Origin of the sequence: Peribacillus sp. B-H-3 (assembly GCF_048572925.1) — a bacterium.
Lineage (GTDB): Bacteria > Bacillota > Bacilli > Bacillales > DSM-1321 > Peribacillus.
In genome coordinates this window covers 4219615-4239127 of the sequence record NZ_CP183879.1, presented here as the reverse complement: position 1 = coordinate 4239127, position 19513 = coordinate 4219615, and the positions used below count along the sequence as shown (strand labels likewise).

Genomic DNA, 19513 nt, shown 5'->3' with positions numbered 1-19513 from the left:
TTAAATGAAACAAAAGAAGCCATTTTTGTAAAGGTATTCATGGATTTATATATGCACATGGATATAGAAAAGGAGCGGGAATCATGTCTAAAATCATTGCAATAAATGCAGGCAGTTCCTCTTTGAAATTTCAGTTGTTTGATATGCCCAAAGAAGGTGTAATTACTAAGGGAATTGTAGAGAGAATTGGGTTGATGGAACCGATCTTCACGATAACGGCACAAGGCGAGAAATTGACGGAAACCATGGAAATTCCTAACCATGAAACAGCCGTAGCTATATTGCTAGAAAAATTGATAAAACACAACATCATAAAATCTTATGACGAAATAGATGGAATTGGCCACAGGGTGGTGCACGGCGGAGAAGTATTCACAGATTCCGCCATCATAACAGATAAGGTTATTTCCCAGATAGAAGCGTTATCCGATTTGGCTCCGCTTCATAATCCGGCAAACCTTACCGGAATCAGAGCATTTAAACAGGTTTTGCCTGATGTGCCTGCTGTAGCGGTTTTTGATACAGCCTTTCATCAGACTATGCCGGAAAATTCATTTTTATATAGCTTGCCGTATGAATATTACAAAGACTATGGCATCAGGAAATACGGTTTTCATGGAACCTCCCATAAATATGTTTCTGAACGTGCATCAGCTATGCTCGGGAGGCCGCTTGAGCAGCTGCGCCTGATATCCTGCCATCTGGGAAACGGGGCAAGCATTGCAGCCATTGAAGGAGGAAAATCCATTGATACGTCGATGGGATTTACTCCTCTGGCGGGTGTCACCATGGGAACACGCTCAGGCAATATTGATCCGGCACTGATTCCATATATCATGGAGAAGACAGGAAAAACAGCTGATGAAGTATTGGAAGTTTTGAATAAGAAAAGCGGAATGCTCGCTGTTTCAGGATTTTCAAGTGATTTGAGGGATATTGAATTAGAAGCGGATAAGGGAAATGAGCGTGCCGAGTTAGCACTTGAGGTTTTTGCGAGCCGCATTCATAAATATCTGGGATCATATGCTGCAAGAATGAGCGGAGTGGATGCCATTATTTTTACGGCAGGTATTGGCGAAAACAGTGAAACCATCAGGGCAAGGGTTTTGAAAGGACTTGAATTTATGGGTGTATACTGGGACCCTTCTTTGAATAGGACCCGCGGAAAAGAGACGTTTGTCAATTACCCGCATTCCCCTGTCAAGGTAATGGTCATTCCTACGGATGAAGAAGTCATGATCGCAAGAGACACAGTAAGGCTGACCGGATTGTAAAATACTCGGATTCTTTTAATTGAGCGCAAAATTTCCTGGTCTGTTTTTTTAGGGTTGATATCAGCTTATGTTATACTACAGATATATATATAACACTTGTCTGTACGGGAGGCTAATCTATGCCATTAACGAATCGTGAAATTGAGATATGGAATGAAATCAGCGAATGGGAAGAGAAACTGAATTTATATGAATCTACTGATTTTTCGTCTTTATATGATAAATGGGTGGAACAGGGATTTTCACTTTTGCCCCAGGATAAGCAGACTCAATTTTTTTCAAAGCTTGATACATGGCTGTTCCATCTGCATGCCATGATTCAGAGCTCGCAGATTCAAATGGATGCAAGGGACAGGATTTTAGGGTCAGCCCGTGTATTCAGCGAGGACATATCATCCATCCCTGATTTGCAGAAACTGACGATTGACCAGCTGAATTATATAGCTGATCAGCAGATAGCCAAATACAGGCTGTATTCCTTTGCACAAGGAGGAGCAAGCGGTTCCGGCGGCATTTTGCTGCTTGGCGGAGATTTTCCTGCCATGCTTGCCATTAATTTGCGCATTGTGCAGCTGGTAGCGATGACATACGGATATGAAGTGAATACACCATTTGAAATGATGACCGCATTAAAGGTATTCCGTATCGGAACTTTGCCAAAGCGGCTTCAGGGTGCTGCATGGGCGGAGCTTTTGCAGGAAACGCCTGAAGAAGATGGAGAGTATTTTTATCAGGGCAGTGAAGATTTAACCGATCCTGCATGGATGAAGCTGCCGCTGAATCAGCTGCTAAAAGGAACGGCGATCACTTTGTTCCGCAAAAAGCTATTTCAGGGCATTCCTCTGATTTCAATGTCCATTGGAGCAGGCTCAAATTATCAGCTTACAAGAAGAGTAAGCGAATTTGCCCAAAAATATTATCAATACCGCTATCTCCAGAGAAAGAGAGTGGAGTAGATGGGTCTCGCAGAGCATAAACAGGATGCCAGGAAAACTGTCCGCTGCAGGGTGATAACAGTCAGTGATACAAGAGATGAAACCACCGATAAAAGCGGAAAGCTGATGATGGATTTGCTGGCAGCAGATGGACATAGCATTTCAGGCTATGAAATTGTGAAGGATGTGCAGGAAGAAATCAAAGCATCCATCTTAAAGGGGTGCGATGATCCTGGTACAGATGTCATCCTGACCAACGGCGGAACCGGGATTGCGAAACGCGATGTTACCATTGAAACCGTTCAGGAAATTATGGATAAAGAAATTCCGGGGTTTGGAGAACTTTTCCGGATGCTCAGCTATCAGGAGGACATTGGCCCGGCCGCTATCCTCTCCAGAGCCATATCAGCCGTTGCAAGGGATAAAGCAATCTTCTCCGTTCCAGGATCCAGCGGTGCAGTAAGCCTGGCAATGAAGAAGCTTATCCTTCCTGAATTAGGACATGTTGTGAAGGAAATGAACAAAGACTTATAGATTAATTAGTGAGCAAAAGGAGAGGTTCTGCGGAACTGTCTCCTTTTTTTTGTGCAGAATTATTTGAGATGATTGTGTTCCTGCACGAAGGCGGTGGGGAAAATCCAATGGGATGCCATATGCTTACCGGGGTTCCTGTTTCTTATTTCTATAATTATACCGTCAATTGTCCTATATATGCAGAAACTGAAATTTTAGTTCTCCTTGTTAAATTTAGCGTATTAATCTGGCAAGCCTTTAAACACATGAAAAAAACTCTTGCATTCTCATAATAAAGCTGATAAAGTACTATACATAAAATGAATAAAAATAAAACAACTTGAATTTTTATTCAAATGAGAGGGCGGATTTTACATGGAAAACCAAAAAGCAGTTCTTGCATATTCCGGAGGATTAGACACCTCTGTAGCAATAAAGTGGCTTCAGGAAAAAGGATATGATGTGATTGCCTGCTGCCTTGATGTAGGGGAAGGCAAGGATCTCAATTTTATAAAAGAAAAAGCACTTGCGGTTGGTGCTGTAAAATCGTATGTGATTGATGCTAAAGAGGAGTTTGCCAAAGAATATGCACTTGCAGCTCTTCAGGCTCATACTTTATATGAAGGCAAATATCCTTTGGTCTCGGCTTTATCAAGACCGCTGATTGCAAAGAAGCTTGTTGAAGTGGCGGAAATGGAAAATGCTCAAGCGGTAGCACATGGCTGTACAGGAAAAGGGAATGACCAGGTGCGTTTTGAGGTGTCCATTGCTGCTCTGAATCCCGATTTACAGGTGATAGCGCCTGTACGCGAATGGAAATGGTCAAGAGAAGAAGAAATTAAGTACGCCCAGGAGAATGAAATTCCTATTCCTATTAACCTTGGAAGCCCGTATTCTATTGATCAGAACTTATGGGGACGAAGCTGTGAGTGCGGTGTATTGGAAGATCCGTGGGCAGCTCCTCCTGAAGAAGCCTATGATCTGACTTCAAGCCTTGAAGACGCACCAAATGTGCCGGATATCATTGAAATTGGATTTGTAAAGGGCGTTCCTGTTACGTTGAATAATAAAGAGTATAAAATTGATGAACTGATTCTAGAGTTAAACGGGGTCGCCGGCAAGCATGGAATCGGAAGGATCGACCATGTGGAAAATAGATTAGTAGGAATAAAATCACGCGAGATTTATGAATGCCCGGGCGCTATGACATTAATGACGGCACACAAGGAACTGGAAGATTTGACGCTTGTTAAAGAAGTAGCACATTTTAAGCCAGTGATTGAAAAGAAATTAACAGAGCTGATTTATGAAGGACTATGGTTTTCTCCGCTTCAAAATGCACTCAGTGCTTTTCTTGCACAAACCCAGGAAACTGTGACAGGCACAGTCCGCATGAAGCTGTTTAAGGGCCATGCCATTGCAGAAGGCAGGAAATCGGATAACTCCCTGTATAATGAAAAGCTTGCCACATATACATCAGATGATGCTTTTGACCACGAAGCAGCTGTCGGTTTCACTTCATTATGGGGACTTCCGACGAAGGTGAACAGCATGGTGAATAATAAGAAGGTGACAGTGTGAACAAGCTTTGGGGAGGAAGATTCACAAAGTCAGCTGAAGAATGGGTAGATGAATTCGGGGCTTCCATCTCCTTTGACCAGGAGCTCGTGCTCGAAGATATTGAGGGCAGCCTGGCACATGTTTCTATGCTGAAAAAATGCGCCATTTTATCAGAAAACGAGGCAGATGAAATTATTTCTGGCCTGAAGACTTTAAAAAGCAAAGCGGAAAATGGGCAGCTTTCTTATAAGGTCGAAATGGAGGATATCCATCTTAACCTGGAAAGCATGCTCATTAAAGAAATCGGCCCTGCGGGAGGCAAGCTTCATACAGCAAGAAGCCGGAACGACCAGGTAGCGACTGATTTGCATTTATATTTAAGAAAGCAGACAGCTGACATACTTCATTTAATTAATCTGCTTCAAAAGGCGATTATCAATCAAGCCGAACAGCATGTTGAAACACTGATCCCTGGATATACTCACCTGCAGCGCGCCCAGCCTATTTCCTTCGCCCATCATTTAATGGCCTATTTTTGGATGCTGGAGCGTGATAAAGAAAGGTTTTCTGAAAGCATGAAGCGCATCAATACGTCACCGCTTGGAGCAGGGGCACTGGCAGGCACCACCTTTCCAATTGACAGGGAATATAGTGCGGGACTTCTGGGATTTGAACGTATATACGAAAATAGTCTCGATGCTGTCAGTGACCGGGACTTTGTACTGGAAATTTTAAGCGGCAGCTCAACATTGATGATGCATTTATCAAGGTTCAGTGAAGAAATCATACTATGGTCCAGCCAGGAATTTCAGTTCATTGAACTGGATGATGTTTTTTCAACAGGCAGCAGCATTATGCCGCAAAAGAAAAACCCTGATATGGCTGAACTTATCCGAGGAAAGACCGGACGTGTATACGGGAATCTGATGGGTCTTCTCACTGTATTAAAGGGCCTTCCTCTTGCTTATAACAAAGATATGCAAGAAGACAAGGAGGGCATTTTTGATACTGTTAAAACGGTTAAGGGTTCTTTGCAGATTTTTGAAGGCATGATATCTTCAATGAAGGTTAACAGCGAAACGATGGAAAAAGAAGTAAAGCGCGACTTTTCAAATGCAACAGAGCTTGCAGACTATCTTGCTTCAAAAGGCCTTCCATTCAGGGAAGCCCACGAAATTGTAGGCAAGCTTGTGCTGTACTGTGTATCAAATGGCTGCTTCCTTGCAGATTTGCCTCTTGTGCAGTACAAAGAAGCTTCTGTCCTTTTTGAACAAGATATCTACGATGTTTTAAATCCATACGCAGCAGTGAAACGCCGAAACAGCGCAGGCGGAACAGGATTTGAACAGGTTAAGCTGGCTATTGAAAAAGGAAAAAAACTTGTGCATGAATTCAGCGGGCCCAATCATCTTTGATTGGTTTTTTTTTTTGCAGGATTTTTATTGCTTGCGGTACAAAAATCAGGAGATATATATATTACAATTTAGGAAAAAAGAAGGATTTTTGCTGTATTTGTCAAACTTAACATGATACAAGCATCCTGAGTTCTGGAAGAGCGATATAGGAAGGACCTTAGGAATGAAGTTTTGACAAGGCGAGGGATTAATGTGTGCGATCAAATAGAGTATCTTGGCAGGAAGATTCAAGAGGAAAGCAATGTCCTGGCCGCCAAAACACTTAATATGCCTAAGGGCGAAAATGCTTATAGCCTTTATTACAGTAAATCTGATTATCAATATAACCTGCGGACCAATTTATTCAGCCTTCTTGGCAGCTATCTATGCACAAGAGATGAAGTGGGTAAGAATAATCTGGTGACTTGTGCTAATTTACTTGGCCAGAGGTCTGTCCGGTCGATGGCATCGCTTGACCAATCCATCAGTATTGTCCATCTGTCCCGAACTGCCATCATGGATTTCCTTGAAGGCGAATTGAATCAAGGCAATATTTCCATTCATACATTATTTAAGATCATTAAAATCATCGATCCCATATGTGAACTGATTTCGAATACTATTATTAATCATTATAATGAGAATCTTTCTTCAACAAGGTTTGCCCTGGATGAATCGAATAAAGATTTAAAAATAACGCTCAGAGAGCTTGCAGACCTGAAAAATGCCTTGAATGAAGCCACGATATTTGCCATAACGGACCGGAATGACCTGATTACTTATGTAAATGACAAATTTTGCGAGGCCTCAGGCTATACAAAGGAAGAACTGATCGGCCAAAACCACTATCTGCTGAACTCCCAATTTCATCCGTGCGGTTTTTTTACAGAAATATGGGATACCATTCAGCGCGGGGAGGTCTGGAAGGGTGAAATCCTGAACAAAGCCAAGGATGGGACTACTTATTGGCTTGATACTACGATTGTTCCCTTTGTGGACCATAATGGAGAAACCTATCAGCATATATCCCTTCAATATGATATTACTGAGAAAAAGAAAACCGAAGAAACTCTTCAGAAAACAGAAAAATTATCGATGGTCGGAGAATTGGCAGCAGGAATTGCACATGAAATCCGCAACCCCCTCACTACTATAAAAGGGTTTGTCCAGCTGCTTACTGAATCTGCCAAAGACCCTGTATTTGAAGATACCATACTGGATGAAATTGACCGGATCAATTTTATTGTCAGTGAATTTATGGTGTTTGCCAAGCCTCACACAATATATTTTCAGGAGTGCAATGTCACAGAAATCCTGAGAAGTGTCATCAAATTTCTCCAGGCAGAGGCCCACCTTAAAAATGTTGTGCTGTGCCATGATTTCCCTGAACATGACATGATGATATCAGGAGAGAAGAACCAGCTGAAGCAGGTATTTTTAAATATTATTAAAAATGCGATAGAATCTATGCCCGGCGGAGGAAAAGTGAGAATCGCCATTACGGAAAATGAATTTGAAAAGCATATTATCATTAAAGATCATGGTGTTGGAATCAGTGAACAAGAGGTGAAAAAGCTGGGTGAACCGTTTTTTACGACTAAAACGGGAGGAAACGGCCTTGGCCTAATGGTGAGCTATAAAATCATTCAGAATCATAAAGGAATGATATCGGTTCACAGTGAATTAAATAAAGGGACTTCATTTAAAATCTCATTTCAGGGCAATTCCCGCAAAAAGCATGAAATGCCAAGAGAAGAATCAGATTTATCAAGCATGAATGGACAGCAGTAACAGCTTGAGTAAGATTCACTTTATAAAACCATGTGAAAAAGGTACATCCCAGCAGGCTGGAATGTACCTTTTTATTGTACGATTTATTTAATGACCTGCAGTGCTTTGGGATATCTTGTAAGAAGTTCATAGCCATTCTCTGTTACAAGAACATCATCCTCAATCCTTACGCCTGCTACATCAGGTACGTAAATTCCTGGTTCAATGGTATAAACCATACCGGGCTGAAGGATGAGCGGGTTCGTTTCAGTCAGCGAAGGGTATTCATGGACGCTGATGCCGAGACCGTGTCCAAGCCGGTGAGGGAAATATTCTCCGTACCCGCTTTCGCTTATGATATTCCTTGCTGTAAGGTCGACTTCAGAGCAGGATACGCCTGGTTTGCTTGCTGCAACCGCTGCTTCCTGTGCCTTCAGGACCGTTTCATAAATATCTCTCTGCTTGTCGCTGATATCTCCATAAGCAACCGTTCTTGTGATATCAGAACAATATCCTTTATAAACCACACCTAAATCAAATAAGACGAGGTCTCCCCGCTTGATCTTATTCAAGCCTGGTGTTCCGTGCGGTGCTGCTGCATTTGCACCGGTCAGTACAAGCGTTGAGAAGGACATTTTGTTGATGCCGGATTTTTTTAGCTCATATTCAATCGCGGCAAGGATTTCCATTTCTGTTTTTCCTTCGCTGATTTCATTTACGCCTGTTTCAACAGCCAAATCAGCTAACCTGCATGCTTCTCTTATTATATCCAATTCGTCAGCTGTTTTGACCATGCGCAGATGGCGAAGCTTTTCCTCAGCCGATACGAGTTCAGGGGCAGAAAAAACGTTTTGTATTTTTTCATAGCGTTCCACATTCATATGCTCTTTTTCAATTGCAGCCCTTTTAACGGTAATAGAGCGGCGTTTCAGTGAACGCTGAATTTCATCCCATGGATCTTCAATATCTGTATAGCCGATAATTTCACCCTGCCATCCAGCTTTTTTTGCTTCTTCAACCTCCATTTTCGGGCAAACCAGGAAAGGTTCTGCATTAGGGAAAACGGCAAGTGCAAGCAATCTTTCATGGGGATCGCTTAAAAAACCGCTGCAGTAAAAAACATTTTCAGGTGAGGTAATAAGTGCAGCATCGGTTCCTGTGCTGTTTAGCCAGTTTTGAATTTCACTAATTCTATTATTCATGTTTATACCTCCGTAATTCTTTTACATTGACCATACCAATAAGAAAAATGATTGTAAACTGTCAGATATCTAAAATGTTGAAGCCTACTGTTTGAATAGTTGCCGGAAAACTTGTTTAATGATTACTATAGACTATTTTAACTCATGAAAGGGAGGATTTTAAATGAAGGTATCATTTCATGGACACTCTATTGTCCAAATTGAAACAAACGGTAAAACCATTTTATTTGATCCATTTATCACGGGCAATGAATTGACTTACCTTAAACTCGAAGACGTCAAACCCGATGTTATTATTTTAACCCATGGACATGGAGATCATATTGGGGATACGGTTGAATTGGCCAAAAAGAATAACTCACTGGTCATCGCTGTCGCGGAACTGGCGGCGTATATCGGATGGCAGGGAGTTGAAAAAACTCATGGCATGAGCATCGGCGGCGCTTATCAATTTGATTTCGGCAAGGTTAAATTGACTCCTGCTTTCCATGGCACAGGCTTAATGACAGAGGATCAGCAAATCATTTATCTGGGCATGCCGGCGGGAGTATTGTTTACTGCAGAAGGGAAAACTGTTTATCATGCCGGTGACACCGCTTTATACTCTGATATGAAACTGATTGGAGAGCGGCACCCAATCGACCTTGCATTCCTGCCCATCGGGGACAATTACACCATGGGTCCTGAAGATGCAGCCGCCGCAGCAGAGTTCCTGCAGGCTAAGCAGGTTGTTCCGATGCATTACAATACGTTTCCTCCAATTAAGCAGGATCCCCATAAATATGCTGACATGCTTAAGCCGGGCATCGCAAAGGTGCTTGAGCCGGGAGAAAGCATCGAATTATAAAAACGAAGTGCCAGGCCTTGAAACAGGGCCTGGTTTATTTTGTTCCTGGGAGAAGGAGCGCTTGCAAATCCATGCCTTTATATAGAACTCTATATCTCCTTCGCGTTTCAGATGGTGTCTTTTTCAGGATGGAGCCGCATAGAATATTAGGGAGCATTTTTAAACAAGAGGGGGATGAAGGATGAAACAGCGGCTTTTGCTATGCCTGCTGCTTTGCGGGGTTCTCTTATATTATGCTGCACCAAGGCTCTCGTTTGAACAGGGAGGGGCACAAAGTGCATTTGCAGGAACATGGCTGGCTTTTGCCTTTTGTGCGGCTGCAGGGAATCTTACAGGCATGCTCTATACACCTAAAAAACGAAAACGGATAAGCAAGGAAAAGCGCCCAGGAAAGAAAAGAGTCCATTATTATCAGTAGGTCCGTTGTATAGGCAGTTATTTCACCTTATAATATAGTAAAAGGATTACTAAAAAAGGGTGAAAAGCTTGGCCACAAAGCATGAACAAATCTTGAAACATATCGACGGGCTCCCTGTCGGCGAAAAAATATCAGTCCGCCAGATTGCTAAAGCACTGAGCGTAAGTGAAGGGACGGCTTACAGAGCAATTAAAGAAGCGGAAAACCAGGGATATGTAAGTTCTATCGAACGGGTCGGGACCATCCGGATCGAACGGAAAAAGAAAGAAAATATTGAAAAGCTCACCTTTGCCGAGGTTGTCAACATTGTGGATGGACAAGTATTGGGCGGAAGGGCTGGCCTCCATAAAACGCTCAATAAATTTGTCATTGGCGCCATGAAGCTCGAGGCCATGATGAGATATACAGATGCGGGAAACCTCCTTATTGTCGGAAACCGCACACAGGCACATGAACATGCCCTAAAAGCAGGGGCAGCTGTTCTGATTACAGGCGGCTTCGATACAGATGAAAGTGTAAAAAAGCTTGCGGACGAGCTTGAAATGCCAGTCATATCAAGCAGCTATGATACTTTTACAGTAGCAACAATGATTAATCGAGCCATATATGATCAGCTGATCAAAAAGGAAATTCTGCTGGTCGAGGATATCCTTACGCCAATTTCCGAAACGGTGTTTTTAAAAACAAACGATACGATCGATACATGGATGAGCTTGAATAAAAGCACGACACACAGCCGTTTTCCTGTTGTGGATAATTCTATGAAAGTGCAGGGAATGGTGACTTCAAAGGATGTACTTGGCCAGGATACACATCTTCAAATGGACAGGGTCATGACAAAAAGCCCGATGACGGTAGGGCCGAAAACAAGCGTGGCATCATCTGCGCACATGATGGTGTGGGAAGGCATTGAATTGCTGCCGGTTGTGAATGACAGCCATCTCCTTCAAGGGATTATCAGCAGGCAGGATGTACTGAAAGCCCTGCAGATGAGCCAGAGGCAGCCCCAGGCTGGAGAAACGATCGATGATACAATAACAAGCCAGCTGATTATGGCAGGAAGCCGGGCAAAAGGAGACGAGTCGTATCGCTGCGAAGTTACTCCGCAGATGACAAATTATCTGGGGACGATATCAAACGGGGTGTTTGCCACCCTTGTGACAGAATCAGCGAATCGTGTCCTCCGGGGCTATAAGCGGGGTGACCTTGTTGTAGAAAATATGACAATTTACTTTATTAAGCCAGTCCAGATTGAAAGTATGCTTGAAATTCATCCAAGAGTTCTTGAAGTGGGGCGCAAGTTCGGTAAGGTGGACGTAGAAGTGTTTAACGAGGGCAGGCTAGTGGGGAAAGCGATGCTTACCTGCCAGCTGCTGGATCGGTCATAGCAGAAGGGATGGTCAAAGGGAAAACCCTGCGGCCATCCTTTTCTTCTAGGCTTTCTGGGAGCTTTCGGCTTCTCTAATTGCATGCGGCAGATAAAACGCGTACATTTTATATCCGCCCCATATGCTGATTCCGCCAATGATTACAAAAATGGCGGCTATGACATAAGCAAGGGGTGCCTGATATACGACACTCAGATACACTCCAAAAAGGGCAACAAATAATCCAAGGGCAATAGAAGATTTTCCGGAAATCCATTTTTTCTCCATAGGCTTCCTGGTCCTCGCGGATTTAAATTTGTAAAAGAAATAGAAAGTAAGTGAAATGACTATAGAGACTACGAGAATCGGCATATTTTAAATCCCCCAAACCATAATATACGTTTCCATTGTAACGGCTAGCAAAAGGGAAAGCTACAATAAAGTGAAAACTCAGACAGCGGGGGCTTCACTGATAGCTGATGAGGAATAAATGACAATCATTCTTTTCATGGTATTCTTTTTTTGCTTAAATAGAATGTAAGACATACCGCTTCAGCAGCAAGGGCTGCCATACCTGATTATTATGAAGAACATTTGAAAGGGGAATTGAAATGAAGGACAAAATACTGAGTGAAATAAAACGCTATCAAACCATCATTCTACACCGCCATGTCCGGCCGGATCCTGATGCATACGGTTCACAGGGAGGACTTGCCGAGATTCTTAAGGCTTCATTTCCTGAGAAGAATATTTATACTGCGGGAAAAGAAGAGGAATCGCTGAATTATTTGATGAGGCTGGATGATATCCCGGATGAAGTCTATAAGGATGCGCTTGTTATCATTTGCGATACAGCCAACTTTGACCGGATTTGTGACAAACGCTGCACGCTTGGAGACAAAATAATAAAAATAGATCATCATCCAAATGAAGATCCTTACGGAGATTTGGTATGGGTTGATACAAATGCAAGCTCAGCAAGTGAAATGATCTATGAATTCTATTTGTCCGGCAAGGATCAGGGCCTGAAGCTCAATGATTCGGCAGCACGCCTGCTTTTTGCGGGAATCGTGGGTGACACCGGAAGATTTTTGTATCCAAGCACAACGGAAAAAACCTTTACATACGCAGGCGAATTGATTCATTATCAGTTTTCGCGCCCTCAATTATTTAATGAGATGTATGATGTCAGTGAAAATATTGTTCGCTTGAATGGGTATGTGCTGCAGAATTTTGAAATCCTTAAAAACGGTACAGGCAAAATGGTGATTACAAAAGAAATTATGGATCAATTCAATGTTGTTCCTTCAGAAGCATCCTTGCTTGTCAGCTCGCTTGGTGCAGTAAAAGGAGTCAAAACATGGGTCTTCTTTATCGAAGAGGAAAAAGAGATCCGCGTCCGCCTGCGCTCTAAAGGGCCAGTCATCAATACCATAGCCAAAAAATACAGAGGCGGAGGACATCCCCTTGCGGCTGGAGCTTCCATTTACTCCTGGGAAGAGGCAGAAGAGGTTTTAAAGGATATGGAGCTTGCGAGCCTTCAGGGCTGAATTTTCCATAAAAAAGCGTTGGCCTCCGGGGAGGGGAGCCAACGGTGGTGCCGCAGGAGACCAAGGCGCTTCCGTTTTTTCTATAATCCGGCTTCAGCGCCTAGCCCCTCGAGGTCATAATCCACATCAGAATTGAAGGCAAAGAGCACCTTCTATTCTGATGCGTCTTATGCTTGTCGGAGGCCCCTAGGACGGGGGTCACAAAGACGTTGCCGCAGGACGCGGCGTTCTTAGTCTTTGATCCTATGACCAAGGTGCTTCCACTTTTTGTTAAAGCCTTTTAAGTTTGATTTCTATATACATGTTGCTGTAGAAAAGTATTTCGCTTACTTCCAGAGCGTATCTTTTTTTGTTGATTTCCAGTATTTTGTTTTCTATTGATTTTTTCAGCAGCATTTTTCCTTTGAAGACGGTGTCCACGTTTTTTGCTATTAATGATTTTAGATCTTCAATGAGTGCATCTTCTGCTTCCGCTACGCTAAGTTTATCAAGTCTGTATGTTTCGCCGTTTGTTATTGTGACTTTCACATCCTGGATGGAGAGCCCCTGTTCGGTTTCATCATTTAATTTGTTTAAGTCATGCTCCCAGACGGCATTTTTTATTTTCAATTCGTGTATCGTTTTCTGCTGTGCCTTGAGGGTAGTGATTTGCTTTTCCTGCTGTACACCAAACATATACAAAAAAATCAGCCAGCTGGTTACCCCTCCAATGACAGCTCCTGCAAAAAAACGCTGCCATGCCGGACGCCTGTATAAGGGAGGGATTCTCATGATGAAATATGTTCCTGAGTAAGCCAGTTGATGATCAATGCGCCTGTCTGTGCACCTCCAAGCGCAGATAAAATAAGCAGGAATTGCTTTAGAATGTCTTTTGTGGCGCCGTTAAAAATGCCCCTTTCAAAAGCATAAACCGTATCAAAGGTTCCGCCGATTGCAGCAATGATCGCCCAGATTCTTAAAGAGTCCGACAGGCGGTGTATGGATGACAAAGGAGCTTGTCCTGTGAAAAATGCCGCAAGTCCCCCGATTAAAGAGCCTCCAAGAAGAACACCGAAGGATATAAAGTAACTGTTCAGAAAAGCAGGAAAAAATGCTTCTTTCATTTTCATCATCCCTCATTAAGAATTTCTATATAAATTATGTATATGGATAGAGGACAAACAATATGATTGCCCTTGCAGGCATAATCCCAAATGAGAACGTATTTTCTTTTTTTATGTAATGCCTCTATAATAAAACTAAAAGGAAGCCGCAGAAGGTAGGTGTAAACATGTTCGTACCTCTTCATATACAAAGTGCATACAGCTTGCTGACAAGCACTGTAAGAATCAAGGAACTTGCAGCGCTTGCGAAGGAACAGGGATACAAAGCGCTAGCATTAACAGACCGGAATGTGATGTACGGGTCTCTGTACTTTTATAAAGAATGCAAAAAGCTCGGGATCAAGCCGATTATTGGCCTGCTGGCTGATATATTGGATGAAGCCGAGGAATCGTTCCCGATGATTTTACTTGCAGAAAATAATGATGGTTATCAAAACCTATTAAAAATAAGCAGTGCCATTAAAACCAAGTCCCCAAAAGGCCTCCCGCATAAATGGCTAAAAGCATACTCCAGGGGCCTGATTGCTATTTCACCGGGTGCTGAAGGGAAAATAGAAAACCTGTTAGCAGAAAATCAGAAGGAAAAAGCCTATGAAGCTGCTGATTTGTTTGCTGATATATTTGGCCCCCGGCGCTTCTTTCTGTCCATTCAGCGCCAATCACCTGCCGAAAAGAGTGAAATGGAGGCGAAGATCGGCCAGCTGGCCGCAGATCAGGGACTGGATGTTATTGCAACAAACCCAACCTTTTACCTTATGAAAGAAGATGCCATGTCCCAGGAGGTTCTGCTTGCCATCAAAAACGGCGCAAAACTATCAGAGGATGACCGTGAAAGACTTCCTTCCCATGAATTTTATCTGAAGGATTCCAGGAAAATGGCCGAGCTGTTTCAGGATTGTCCTGAAGTGCTTGAAAATACTCTGAAGATTGCTGCAAGATGCCAGGTTGATATTGCTTTTAATCGCCCCCTTCTTCCTCAATATCCTGCAGAGCCTGGTGTATCTTCTGATGAATTGCTGAAGACAATTTGTGAAAAGGGGCTGGAAAAAAGAAGGCCTCAAGCACCGCATTCATATATTGAAAGACTTCATTATGAGCTGGATATTATTAAAAAAATGAATTTCAGCGACTATTTTCTGATTGTATGGGATTTTATGAAATTTGCCCGACAAAAGGGCATCCTGACTGGTCCTGGACGGGGGTCGGCTGCAGGATCGATGGTTGCCTACGTATTATCGATCACAGAAGTTGATCCGATTGAGCACCATTTATTATTTGAGCGGTTTCTGAATCCTGAACGTGTTTCCATGCCGGATATCGACATCGATTTTCCTGATAACCGCAGGGAAGAAGTAATCTCCTATGTCGCCTCAAGGTACGGTGAGTTCCATGTTGCCCAAATTATAACCTTCGGGACACTTGCTGCAAAAGCAGCTTTGCGTGATACAGGAAGGGCATTTGGGCTTAACCCTAAAGAACAGGAAGCCATCTCGAAAATGATTCCTGGCAGGACCGGCATTTCCCTCAAAGATGCCTTAGGGGAATCAAAGGCTCTCCGGGAATTTGTGAATCAGAGCGAGCTGAACAAAAAGCTTTTTGATACAGCTTCAAAGCTTGAAGGGCTTCCGAGGCATACCTCGACACATGCAGCAGGGGTTGTAATCAGCGGACAGCCTCTTACTGACTTGATTGCTATACAGGAAGGACATGCAGGCATACATCTTACTCAATTCCCAATGGACCTTCTTGAAGAACTGGGGCTTTTGAAAATGGATTTCCTGGGCTTGCGCAATTTAACCCTGATAGATCTGATTATATCCGCCGTTCAAAAGAATACCGGCCAGAAAATTGATATTGCCAGTCTCCCGCTTAAGGATGAAAAAACATTCAGGCTTTTAAGCAAAGGAGAGACAACAGGGGTTTTTCAGTTTGAATCGGATGGAATACGAAATGTGCTGAAAAGGCTGAACCCTACGGACTTTGAAGATATCGTGGCCGTTAATGCACTGTACCGGCCGGGACCGATGGAAAACATCCCTCTCTTTATCCAGCGCAAGCACGGGATGGCTGAAGAGGCTTATCCTATTCCTGAATTGAAGGAAATATTGAAAGACACATACGGAGTCATTGTCTATCAGGAACAGATTATGCAAATTGCTTCTGCAATGGCAGGTTTTACACTTGGCCAGGCAGACTTGCTGAGAAGGGCCGTTTCCAAGAAAAAGAAAGACATTCTTGACCAGGAAAGGCAGCATTTTATAAAAGGGGCACTTATGCAGGGATATGAGGAACATGCAGCATCCGAAATTTATGACCTGATTGTCAAGTTCTCTAATTATGGATTTAACCGGAGCCATGCTGTTGCATACAGTATGATTGCTTACCAGCTGGCATACCTGAAGGCACATTATCCATCCTATTTCATGGCGGCGCTTATGACATCTGTGATCGGCAATGAAGATAAAATAAGCCAGTACGTCCGGGAATCAAAAAAGATGGGAATCCAGGTGCTTCCTCCTTCTATAAATAGCAGCGGCTTCCCTTTCCAGGCTGATAAGGAATCTATTCTCTTCAGCCTTGGTCCAATCAAAGGAATAGGCGGAGCGGTGCTTAAAGAAATATTTTCTGCCAGAAGGCAAAAGAAATTTGAAGACCTTTTCGATTTTTGTCTCCGGGTATCAGGAAAGGCTGTGAACAGAAAGATTCTTGAAGCACTTGTCCATTCGGGAGCGTTTGATGAATTCGGAAAAGACAGGGCCACACTGCTGGCCAGCCTGGATGTTGCCCTAAGCCATTCGGAGCTGGTTAATCCTGACGACAGCCAATTTGATTTCTTTGAAAGCAGTGAATTTTCACTGAAGCCAAAGTATATTGAAGTGGATCCTATCAGACTTGAAGATAAACTTTATTATGAAAAAAACGCACTTGGTTTTTATTTGTCGAACCATCCTGTTTCAGGGTACAGAAATGTATTCAGCCACTTTGGAGCCGTATCCATAGATGAGGCCATCATTTCAAAAGAACCGAAAATTTTCCTTGGGGTTTATATCACCTCAGTAAAGACCATTCGTACAAAAAAAGGTGAAGTGATGGCATTTCTGTCTGTCAGTGATGAAAATGGCGATTTAGAGGCTGTTGCATTCCCTAATGTTTATTCAAAGCATTCCTCTGTCTTAAGCAATGGCGAAATCCTGATGATCCAGGGAACCATGGAGGAACGGGACGGCAAAAAGCAGCTGATCATCCATGATGCTTATATGCTTGAAAAACTTTACCGCATGATGGAAGAAGATAAAACAAGGCTGTTTATAAAAATTGAGCAGGACAAACAGACAAACCCGATTCTGCAGAAAATAAAGCAGGCGCTGCTTCAGCATTCCGGAACAACACAAGTGATGCTTTATTATGAAAGCGAAGAAAGATATGTGCAGCTTTCCCTGAGGGATTGGGTCACGCCGTCGAGGGAATTGCTGGCAAGGCTTGAGACAATTGCCGGAGAGGGAAACGTCATACTTCAGCAAGAATAGCTGTTACAAGCAAGATAGTTATGTTAATATGTATTATGTATTTATGTGGTCAGACCACTTTTAAATGGAACTCATTCATCATATTTATGATTATATCTATCTAGTTCAAGGAGTGAAGACATTGACACTAAGAGAAGAAGCACTGCATATGCATCGCGTCCATAAAGGGAAGCTTGAGACGGTTTCTAAAGTGCCCGTAAGGAACGCAGAAGACTTGAGTCTGGCGTATTCTCCGGGAGTTGCGGAGCCGTGCAAGGAGATTTACGATAAACCAGAAACGGTATATGACTACACAATGAAAGGCAATACAGTGGCAGTTATTTCTGACGGAACAGCAGTGCTTGGGCTGGGCAATATCGGGCCAGAGGCTGCCTTGCCGGTTATGGAAGGCAAAGCCGTGCTGTTTAAAAGCTTTGCAGGTGTTGATGCTTTTCCTTTGTGTCTGAAAACAACAGATGTGGATAAAATAATAGAAACTGTCAAACTCCTTGAACCAACATTTGGCGGCGTCAACCTAGAGGATATAGCAGCTCCTAACTGTTTTGAAATTGAAGAAAGACTGAAGAAGGAAACAAATATCCCGATTTTTCATGATGATCAGCATGGCACAGCCATCGTTACAGTTGCTGGACTTGTGAATGCCTTGCGCATCACAGGGAAAACCATGTCTGAAATCAAGGTTGTCGCAAGCGGTGCAGGTGCCGCAGGAATCGCCATAATAAAGCTTCTGTATCATTACGGGGTACGTGATATCATTATGTGCGATTCAAAGGGCGCCATTTTTGAAGGGCGCACATTCGGCATGAATGATATTAAGGATCAGATAGCGAAAGTTACCAACCGCAGCAAACTCCAGGGAAGCCTTGAAGAAGTGATCAAGGGAGCCGACGTGTTCATCGGGGTTTCAGTAGCAGGGGCATTATCCAAAGAAATGGTTGCTTCCATGAATGAAGATCCGATTATATTTGCGATGGCTAACCCTGATCCTGAAATCATGCCGGAAGAGGCAAAGGCTGCAGGCGCGAAGGTAGTGGGAACCGGCCGTTCGGATTTCCCGAATCAAGTTAATAATGTTCTTGCATTCCCAGGAATTTTCCGCGGGGCGCTGGACGTGCGCGCGACCCATATAAATGAAAAAATGAAAGTGGCTGCGGTCGAAGCGATTGCCGGGCTCATCCGGAAAGAAGAACTTCACTCCGACTATGTCATTCCAGCTCCTTTTGACGAAAGAGTGGCGCCTGCTGTGGCTGCAGCAGTAGCACAAGCAGCCATGGAAACCGGCGTTGCAAGAATCAAAGTGGACCCGGAAGAAGTGAAAGAAAGAACCAGGAAGCTGGCAAGTATCGGAAAAAGCGGGGAATGAATGATTTGGGCACTTCAAATCAATCAACAAAGATTTACTTGGATGTAGTTGAAAAGATCCGGTGCATGATGGAAGAAGATCATTTAATTCCCGGTGACAAACTGCCTTCCGAGAGGGAGCTGTCGGAGCGCCTGAACGTGGGGCGTTCTTCAGTCCGGGAAGCCCTGCGGTCACTGGAGCTCCTGGGGCTCATCGAAACCCGCAGAGGGGAAGGCACATTTATCAAGGATTTTCAGGAGCACAAGCTGGTAGAGCTTCTCGGGACCTTCTTCCTGCAGAATTCAAAGGTGAAAGAAGATCTGGAAGAAACCAAAGAGCTGATTGAAATTGATTGTTTGAGGATCATCATAAGCACTTCATCCGATGAAACACTTAGAAATTTGGCGGCTTGGACCGAACAAAATGAATTTGATGATGAAATGTTTTTTAAACATATTGCAGAAATTAACCATAACCGATTGATCGAGAGAATCTGGAGCATAGTAAATACCTATTCTAAGGCAGCCCGGACAATATCTGCAAGAGCAAAAGGGGATGAATATTGTTCCCTGGCGAAAGCCCTTCTAGAAAGAAATGAAGAAGAAGCGATTCATATTTATCTTCACAAAATCAGGAATATGTCGAAGAGTGTTTGACAGTGTTTTACAAGTTTCTTGCTTTGTTTCTGTTAAAGTAAGGGACAGGCCTTGC

The 19513-nt window shown here is 43.2% G+C and carries 17 protein-coding genes; 13 read left to right on the top strand and 4 right to left on the bottom strand.

Features of this window, described 5'->3' with window-relative positions; genetic code table 11:
- Positions 1–83: 83 nt before the first annotated feature.
- The 6 genes from ACN6MY_RS21115 (at position 84) to ACN6MY_RS21090 (ending at position 7467) form a co-directional block, all read left to right on the top strand.
- A complete protein-coding gene (locus tag ACN6MY_RS21115; RefSeq protein ID WP_419881923.1) occupies positions 84–1274 on the top strand; it encodes an acetate kinase in 1191 nt (396 codons plus the stop codon).
- 119 nt (positions 1275–1393) lie between these two features.
- Positions 1394–2230, top strand: a complete 837-nt coding sequence (locus tag ACN6MY_RS21110) for an EcsC family protein (protein WP_419881922.1) — start codon at positions 1394–1396, stop codon at positions 2228–2230.
- Positions 2231–2743, top strand: coding sequence for a MogA/MoaB family molybdenum cofactor biosynthesis protein (locus ACN6MY_RS21105; RefSeq protein WP_419881921.1), 513 nt, complete (start codon positions 2231–2233; stop codon positions 2741–2743).
- A gap of 354 nt (positions 2744–3097) precedes the next feature.
- On the top strand, positions 3098–4303 hold the full coding sequence (locus tag ACN6MY_RS21100; protein ID WP_419881920.1) for an argininosuccinate synthase: 1206 nt from the start codon (positions 3098–3100) through the stop codon (positions 4301–4303).
- Complete coding sequence (gene argH / locus ACN6MY_RS21095; RefSeq protein ID WP_419881919.1) at positions 4300–5697, top strand: argininosuccinate lyase; 1398 nt, start codon at positions 4300–4302, stop codon at positions 5695–5697. Before ACN6MY_RS21100 ends, argH begins: the two co-directional genes overlap by 4 nt.
- A 192-nt stretch (positions 5698–5889) precedes the next feature.
- Complete coding sequence (locus ACN6MY_RS21090) at positions 5890–7467, top strand: ATP-binding protein (RefSeq protein ID WP_419881918.1); 1578 nt, start codon at positions 5890–5892, stop codon at positions 7465–7467.
- Between the two features lie 83 nt (positions 7468–7550).
- Here the strand turns inward: ACN6MY_RS21090 and ACN6MY_RS21085 are convergent, their stop codons facing one another.
- Positions 7551–8648: a M24 family metallopeptidase gene (locus ACN6MY_RS21085; protein WP_419881917.1), complete on the bottom strand. Its 1098-nt coding sequence runs from the start codon at positions 8646–8648 to the stop codon at positions 7551–7553.
- Positions 8649–8811: 163 nt separating this feature from the next.
- Between ACN6MY_RS21085 and ACN6MY_RS21080 the strand changes: the two genes are divergently transcribed.
- The 3 genes from ACN6MY_RS21080 (at position 8812) to ACN6MY_RS21070 (ending at position 11301) form a co-directional block, all read left to right on the top strand.
- Positions 8812–9495, top strand: a complete 684-nt coding sequence (locus tag ACN6MY_RS21080) for a metal-dependent hydrolase (protein ID WP_419881916.1) — start codon at positions 8812–8814, stop codon at positions 9493–9495.
- Positions 9496–9676: 181 nt separating this feature from the next.
- Complete coding sequence (locus ACN6MY_RS21075; protein ID WP_419881915.1) at positions 9677–9913, top strand: hypothetical protein; 237 nt, start codon at positions 9677–9679, stop codon at positions 9911–9913.
- A gap of 68 nt (positions 9914–9981) precedes the next feature.
- Entirely contained in the window at positions 9982–11301 is a 1320-nt protein-coding gene (locus ACN6MY_RS21070) for a DRTGG domain-containing protein (protein ID WP_419881914.1), read from the top strand.
- Between the two features lie 45 nt (positions 11302–11346).
- Here ACN6MY_RS21070 and ACN6MY_RS21065 read toward each other — a convergent pair whose 3' ends face one another.
- Complete coding sequence (locus ACN6MY_RS21065; protein WP_419881913.1) at positions 11347–11652, bottom strand: YtpI family protein; 306 nt, start codon at positions 11650–11652, stop codon at positions 11347–11349.
- A 239-nt stretch (positions 11653–11891) separates the two neighbouring features.
- Between ACN6MY_RS21065 and ACN6MY_RS21060 the strand changes: the two genes are divergently transcribed.
- Positions 11892–12830 carry a DHH family phosphoesterase gene (locus tag ACN6MY_RS21060; protein WP_419881912.1) on the top strand — a complete coding sequence of 313 codons (939 nt, stop codon included), beginning with the start codon at positions 11892–11894 and terminating at the stop codon, positions 12828–12830.
- Positions 12831–13100: 270 nt separating this feature from the next.
- Here ACN6MY_RS21060 and ytrI read toward each other — a convergent pair whose 3' ends face one another.
- Positions 13101–13601 carry a sporulation membrane protein YtrI gene (ytrI, locus tag ACN6MY_RS21055; protein WP_419881911.1) on the bottom strand — a complete coding sequence of 167 codons (501 nt, stop codon included), beginning with the start codon at positions 13599–13601 and terminating at the stop codon, positions 13101–13103.
- Positions 13598–13933: a YtrH family sporulation protein gene (locus tag ACN6MY_RS21050; protein WP_371261438.1), complete on the bottom strand. Its 336-nt coding sequence runs from the start codon at positions 13931–13933 to the stop codon at positions 13598–13600. The genes ytrI and ACN6MY_RS21050 overlap by 4 nt, the downstream gene beginning before the upstream one ends.
- A 167-nt stretch (positions 13934–14100) precedes the next feature.
- Here ACN6MY_RS21050 and dnaE point away from each other — a divergent pair, with 167 nt between their 5' ends.
- The 3 genes from dnaE to ACN6MY_RS21035 all read left to right on the top strand — a co-directional run bounded on the left by dnaE (position 14101) and on the right by ACN6MY_RS21035 (position 19458).
- Entirely contained in the window at positions 14101–17460 is a 3360-nt protein-coding gene (gene dnaE, locus ACN6MY_RS21045; protein WP_419881910.1) for a DNA polymerase III subunit alpha, read from the top strand.
- 121 nt (positions 17461–17581) lie between these two features.
- Entirely contained in the window at positions 17582–18823 is a 1242-nt protein-coding gene (locus ACN6MY_RS21040; RefSeq protein WP_419881909.1) for an NAD(P)-dependent malic enzyme, read from the top strand.
- Positions 18820–19458, top strand: coding sequence for a FadR/GntR family transcriptional regulator (locus ACN6MY_RS21035; RefSeq protein WP_419881908.1), 639 nt, complete (start codon positions 18820–18822; stop codon positions 19456–19458). The genes ACN6MY_RS21040 and ACN6MY_RS21035 overlap by 4 nt, the downstream gene beginning before the upstream one ends.
- Positions 19459–19513 lie beyond the last annotated feature (55 nt).

Excerpts from the sequence above, each read along its gene's own strand:
- ACN6MY_RS21115 (WP_419881923.1), top strand. The coding sequence starts at position 84 with ATGTCTAAAATCATTGCAATAAATGCAGGCAGTTCCTCTTTGAAATTT.
- ACN6MY_RS21110 (WP_419881922.1), top strand. The coding sequence starts at position 1,394 with ATGCCATTAACGAATCGTGAAATTGAGATATGGAATGAAATCAGCGAA.
- ACN6MY_RS21105 (WP_419881921.1), top strand. The coding sequence starts at position 2,231 with ATGGGTCTCGCAGAGCATAAACAGGATGCCAGGAAAACTGTCCGCTGC.
- ACN6MY_RS21100 (WP_419881920.1), top strand. The coding sequence starts at position 3,098 with ATGGAAAACCAAAAAGCAGTTCTTGCATATTCCGGAGGATTAGACACC.
- ACN6MY_RS21085 (WP_419881917.1), bottom strand. The coding sequence starts at position 8,648 with ATGAATAATAGAATTAGTGAAATTCAAAACTGGCTAAACAGCACAGGA.
- ACN6MY_RS21080 (WP_419881916.1), top strand. The coding sequence starts at position 8,812 with ATGAAGGTATCATTTCATGGACACTCTATTGTCCAAATTGAAACAAAC.
- ACN6MY_RS21075 (WP_419881915.1), top strand. The coding sequence starts at position 9,677 with ATGAAACAGCGGCTTTTGCTATGCCTGCTGCTTTGCGGGGTTCTCTTA.
- ACN6MY_RS21065 (WP_419881913.1), bottom strand. The coding sequence starts at position 11,652 with ATGCCGATTCTCGTAGTCTCTATAGTCATTTCACTTACTTTCTATTTC.
- ACN6MY_RS21060 (WP_419881912.1), top strand. The coding sequence starts at position 11,892 with ATGAAGGACAAAATACTGAGTGAAATAAAACGCTATCAAACCATCATT.
- ytrI (WP_419881911.1), bottom strand. The coding sequence starts at position 13,601 with ATGAGAATCCCTCCCTTATACAGGCGTCCGGCATGGCAGCGTTTTTTT.
- ACN6MY_RS21050 (WP_371261438.1), bottom strand. The coding sequence starts at position 13,933 with ATGAAAGAAGCATTTTTTCCTGCTTTTCTGAACAGTTACTTTATATCC.
- dnaE (WP_419881910.1), top strand. The coding sequence starts at position 14,101 with ATGTTCGTACCTCTTCATATACAAAGTGCATACAGCTTGCTGACAAGC.
- ACN6MY_RS21035 (WP_419881908.1), top strand. The coding sequence starts at position 18,820 with ATGAATGATTTGGGCACTTCAAATCAATCAACAAAGATTTACTTGGAT.